This window comes from Methylophaga lonarensis MPL (assembly GCF_000349205.1).
Classification (GTDB): Bacteria; Pseudomonadota; Gammaproteobacteria; order Nitrosococcales; family Methylophagaceae; genus Methylophaga; species Methylophaga lonarensis.
In genome coordinates this window covers 1-3,888 of sequence record NZ_APHR01000050.1, presented here as the reverse complement: position 1 = coordinate 3,888, position 3,888 = coordinate 1, and the positions used below count along the sequence as shown (strand labels likewise).

Annotated in this window: 4 protein-coding genes; 3 read left to right on the top strand and 1 reads right to left on the bottom strand. The window is 51.4% G+C overall.

Translation table 11 applies throughout. The features are described 5' to 3' along the window. The first annotated feature begins 107 nt into the window (after window positions 1–107). Window positions 108–1,136: an NAD(P)H-dependent glycerol-3-phosphate dehydrogenase gene (locus MPL1_RS09220; protein ID WP_009726857.1), complete on the top strand. Its 1,029-nt coding sequence runs from the start codon at window positions 108–110 to the stop codon at window positions 1,134–1,136. Between the two features lie 33 nt (window positions 1,137–1,169). Further along, a complete protein-coding gene (locus MPL1_RS09215) occupies window positions 1,170–2,048 on the top strand; it encodes a hypothetical protein (protein ID WP_009726856.1) in 879 nt (292 codons plus the stop codon). Window positions 2,049–2,138: 90 nt separating this feature from the next. On the opposite strand, the gene MPL1_RS09210 is transcribed toward MPL1_RS09215, so the two are convergent. After that, the gene (locus tag MPL1_RS09210) at window positions 2,139–3,311 is read right to left on the bottom strand and encodes a class I SAM-dependent methyltransferase (protein ID WP_009726855.1); all 1,173 of its coding nucleotides are present in this window, start codon (window positions 3,309–3,311) and stop codon (window positions 2,139–2,141) included. Between the two features lie 16 nt (window positions 3,312–3,327). On the opposite strand from MPL1_RS09210, the gene MPL1_RS09205 reads away from it, so the two are divergent. Beyond that, window positions 3,328–3,888, top strand: a 561-nt coding sequence (locus MPL1_RS09205; RefSeq protein WP_009726854.1) for an SDR family NAD(P)-dependent oxidoreductase, incomplete at its 3' end; no start/stop codon positions are given.

Genomic DNA, 3,888 nt, shown 5'->3' with positions numbered 1-3,888 from the left:
TCAGACTTCGATGCGCTGTACATGCACCAGATTGAGCGTGCGCGTGAACAACAAGCCGCAGCTGAACAGCAAGCGGGACAGGATCAGACACACTAATCGCAAAATTTATGCGAACTGATGTGACTGAGGCATTGTTTCCAACCTTGGTAATTGGTGCGGGTGCCTGGGGTACCGCGCTTGCAATGGCACTTGCTCGCAATGATCACAAGGTATGGCTTTGGGGGCGGAATGATGCCCAGCGCCAGGCCATGCGTGAACAGCGCCGTAATGATGAATATCTTCCTGGTCAGGTGTTTCCTGACAGCCTTGATATTGTCGATGATCTGCAACAGGCACTGACACAATGCAAACATGTCATGATCTCGGTGCCAAGTCATGCTTTTGCCGAAGCTCTGTCGATGCTGGTTCAGCACTTACCTGCGGGTGTGCCGGTTAGTTGGGCAACCAAGGGATTGACACCGCATACCGGTGCCTTTCTTTATGACACCGCTCGAGAAACGCTGGGCGATCAGCACCCGCTAGCGGTAATTTCCGGACCTTCATTTGCTGCGGAAGTCGCCAGAAATCTGCCAACAGCGTTGACTGTTGCTTCTGAGAATGATGATTTTGCTGTCCAGTTGGCGCAATCGCTGCACGGACCCACCCTTCGCGCCTATACCAGCCATGACGTACTGGGTGTTCAGGTCGGCGGTACGGTAAAAAATGTGCTTGCGATTGCCGCTGGCATCAGCGATGGATTAGGGTATGGTGCCAATGCCAGGGCTGCATTATTGACCCGGGGTATGGCAGAAATTCTGCGTTTGGCAGCAATTCTTGGCGCGCAGCCAGAAACCATGTTTGGTCTGTCAGGCATTGGTGACCTAATTCTTACCTGTACTGATGATCAGAGTCGAAATCGACAACTCGGTCTGGCGATTGGCAGGGGCTTGAGCGTTGATGAAGCTGTCCGGCACGTCGGCAAAACAGTTGAAGGTATGCATGCTGCCCGAGAGGTTTTATTGCGGGCACAAAAGGCCAATATAGAGATGCCGATTGTTGAGCAGGTATGCAAAATCCTGTTTGAAGGGTACGATCCGCGCGAGTCGGTACAAGCGTTGTTATGTCGGGAACAGAAGGCTGAACTCAGTCGTCCCTGATAAGAACCGGAAAAATTAAACGAGGAATTTATTATGCGAGGCGTAGTTAAAATCAGCGGTTTGATCGCTGCCAGCATGGCGATGATGGTCGGTCTGTCTGGTTGCAGCAATCCATTCAGTAAACAGCCGCAAGCTCAAGCGATGGAAGCTGCGCAGACGGGTCCAACCCTGTGGGAATCCAATCTCCAGTATGTTCGTGTTGTTTCTCAGGATTCAGGCGCGGTTCCAAATCAACATCCTCTGCCTATCAGCCAGGAAGATATGCGCAGTATTCTGGAGTCGATGTATGTCAATCAGAGAGTTTTGCTGCGTACCTCTCAAGTGCCACTGTTTTCACCCGGTGAGCTGTCAACCTTAAGCTCAACGCTGTCGCGTGGTCTCGGACAGGCTGGCCCGAACGAAGATGTAAACTTCGTGATTCTCGGTTTGCATCAGGGCGCGATCGCCAGTGAGCGTCGCACCAACAGTGCCCGTGTTTTTGTTGATGGTGCTGGTCGGTTGAACTTTGTCTTTGGACTGATTCACGAAGAGTACAGAGAAAAGGATCAATTCACCGGACAAACCATTGACCGTCGTGTAAATCCGCTGCTGCCAGGTTCACGAAATCGTGATTCGGGAGTCAGCACCACGGTTGCTCAGGATAACGGCATTTCTTTCTACCAGGATCCTAACTCTGGCAGAGAACGTACCGACTGGGTGGTGATTGATATTCCAACCGTGCTGGCAACGGCACAGGAACGCAGACAGGGACAGCATGGCGATATCAACCCACAACTGGTTGAAGACATCGTCAGAACCAAGCAGGAAACTGGTAATTTGCGTGATGATATGAGCAACGTTAAGGAAATCCTGTTTGAAATGTCAGACGAGATCGAGCGTCTCAGAGAAGAAGTAGAACGTCTTAGACAATAAGTGATTGTCTAGCATCACAAAAAAAGGGCGAGCAATCGCCCTTTTTTATTTTTGAAGCAAACACCTAGTGCGGATGCTTCGCTCAACCGTTCACAACAGATAACGCTTGTCGCTCATCGGGCAAAGCCGGGTCAGTTCAACGTTACGGCTGAGTGATAACACTTTGAAGCTCTCCCCCATCTGGCCTGGCAGTAGCAGTCGTTTCAGCGCGGCAGCCATTTTCATCTGCATGAAAACATCCTGTGAACCGGTCATTTGTTCACTTGCCAGTTCGGCCAGCCCTCCTGCCAGCAGAAAATCCTTCTGATAATGAAAGCCGCTGACATCTAAGTCAGCCGACAATGCGGTCTCAGCCAGTGCGGAGAAATTGACGTGAGCGGTAATATCCTGAAGACCCTGTAGAATCAACGGGTTATCATGCGCCTGGTGCTGATAATGACAGCGCAAGGTTCCCTGAACGCGCTCGGGCAAATAATATTCACTCGCAGGATAGCCATAATCGATAACAAACACCGCGCCTTGTTGCAGTGTCTCCGCCAGACTGTTCAGCCACGCAGAAGCCACCAGTGGGACTTCGGTGATGTATGGGCGGGTACCCTGATTAAGCTGTTGGATTTGCTCTGCAAAGGCTTCAAGCTGTATCGGCAAAGGTCGATGACACCAACGCAAGTTGTCACCATCATCAGTGACAGCCAGTTCAAAGTAGCCCTGTGAGGTAAATTCCAGTCGATGCACTGGCATCGCATCACAGACTTCATTGGCGATCACTACGCCCTGGAATGCGGCTGGCAGGTTATCAAGCCATACCACTCGATCTGTCAGATCGGGGTGCCGGGCAAAAATAGTTTGCTGTTGAGCCTCGGCAAGGCTTGGGCTGGTTTCCAAAATACAGTATCTGGACGGCAGGCACTCCAGCTCAACGAACTGGGTCAGCAGATCCGTTGCGAGTTGGCCATTACCGGCGCCAAACTCCAGCACAATGCCGTTTTCAGTTTGTTGCAGGGCATCAACACAGTGCCTCGCCAAAGCGGCAGCAAACAACGGACTGATATCGGGGGCCGTGATAAAGTCCCCGGCAGCGCCGAACTTTTCCTTGCCCGCGCTGTAATATCCTAGTCCGGGTGAATACAGACATAATTGCATGTATTCAGAAAACGGCAAATGACCATTTGCGGCGTCAATTGCAGAGCAAATCCGCTGACGCAGTGCCAGACTGACCGCGAGATCCGCTGGTTCAGGCGCGGGCAAAATTGACTCATTCATTACTGAAGGAAGACTTGTGTTGGAAAATATAGTGTTGGTGACGGGGGCCGGCCGTCGGGTTGGTTTTCATATCGCAAACAGTCTGCATCGAGATGGTTATCATGTGCTGGCACATTATCGCAGTCGCACCCCGGATGTCCAAAAGCTTGAAGATGCGGGCATTGAAACTATTCAAGCCGATCTGGCAGATAGTCATTCAATCATGCAGTTTGCCGAGGCTTTGAAATCTCGTTGCCACACGGTTCGCGCGATTATTCACAATGCTTCCAGTTTTACCCCGACCTCGGATGATCTGGTTGAGGCTGCTCAGCAATATCACCAGTTTTTCTATGTGCACATGATGGCGCCGTTTATTGTCAATGAGGCGTTACGGGACCGCATGCGCGGAGAAAACGGTGCCCCGGCCGATATTGTGCACATCACCGATATCAACGTAGAAAATCCGACGCCACGATTTGATATTTACGGCACTACCAAAGCCGGTTTGCACAATCTGACGTCTGGCGCAGGCGAAGAAATTGCGCCGGATATTAAGGTGAWKCKGWGCCCAGGCCGGTGTTGTTACAGAAAGCCATTC

Coding starts and splice junctions, on each gene's coding strand:
- MPL1_RS09215 (WP_009726856.1), top strand. CDS start 1,170: ATGCGAGGCGTAGTTAAAATCAGCGGTTTGATCGCTGCCAGCATGGCG.
- MPL1_RS09210 (WP_009726855.1), bottom strand. CDS start 3,311: ATGAATGAGTCAATTTTGCCCGCGCCTGAACCAGCGGATCTCGCGGTC.
- MPL1_RS09220 (WP_009726857.1), top strand. CDS start 108: ATGCGAACTGATGTGACTGAGGCATTGTTTCCAACCTTGGTAATTGGT.